The following is an 880-nucleotide window of genomic DNA, read 5'->3' as shown; positions in this document are numbered from 1 at the left end:
GCGTATCAATCGTCATCGATCGGGCGGACAGAGTGGCGTTGCKGGTGGCAAGCGACTGGCCTGTGAGCGTGATCGCATTGCCGGCATTCACCGTCAGGTCGCCGTGGGCGACGGCATTGGTGCTGACATTGTTTGCCGTATTGGCGGTGATGCTGCCGGCGGCCATCAGGCTGTTGACGGCAATGTCGCCCGATGTCGCCTGCAGCGTCAGATCACCCGTCTGGCCGAGGACCATGTTACCGGAGGCGGATTGGCTGGTGGCAGTAAAATCGACACCGGCGACGATGACATTGCCGCTGATGCCGGAACCGGTGATMGAGACGTCGCTGGCGCCGAGAAGCTGGCCGTTGATGGCAACCGCGCCAGGACCGGTGGTCGAACCGAGCGCAACGGTGCCGTGGCTGGTGATGTTGCCGCCGGTAAAGGCGCTTGCCGCCACATCGAGGGTACCGGCGACGATCAGCGTGCCGGCGGTGGCGCTGGCCGCAACAATGTCGAGATCGCCGCTGGATCCGAGCGCGATGGCGCCGTTTGACGATTGGCTGGTGGCGGCAAAGTCGACGCCGGTGACGGCCTGGCCGACCTGCACGGTCTGACCGGAGAGTAAGACATCGTCGGCGCTCAGAAGCTGGCCGGTCACAGCAACGCTGTTGCTGCCGGCAAGGGTGACATCGCCATGGGCGGTAACGGCGTCGGCGGAGATSGTGGCAGCACTGGCGTCGATATCGCCGGCCGACAGCATGGTCGAGGTTGCAAGACCGGTCGAGGCGGCAAGGTTCAAATCACCGGATGATCCGAGCACGATGCTGCCGCCGGCGGCAGTGGTGGCGGCAAAGTCGATGCCGGAGGGCAAAGTCGATGCCGGAGATCAGGGTCGGCG

The 880-nt window shown here is 65.0% G+C and carries 1 protein-coding gene; it reads right to left on the bottom strand.

The features are described from left to right. A partial coding sequence (locus QD357_RS32615) for a hypothetical protein (protein ID WP_414126135.1) occupies window positions 1–853 on the bottom strand: 853 nt, incomplete at its 3' end. Between the last annotated feature and the right edge of the window lie 27 nt (window positions 854–880).

It is taken from the genome of Rhizobium sp. BR 317 (assembly GCF_047445835.1).
In the GTDB taxonomy this organism is placed as follows: Bacteria; Pseudomonadota; Alphaproteobacteria; order Rhizobiales; family Rhizobiaceae; genus Rhizobium; species Rhizobium paranaense.
This window is presented reverse-complemented; position numbering and strand designations above follow the sequence as displayed.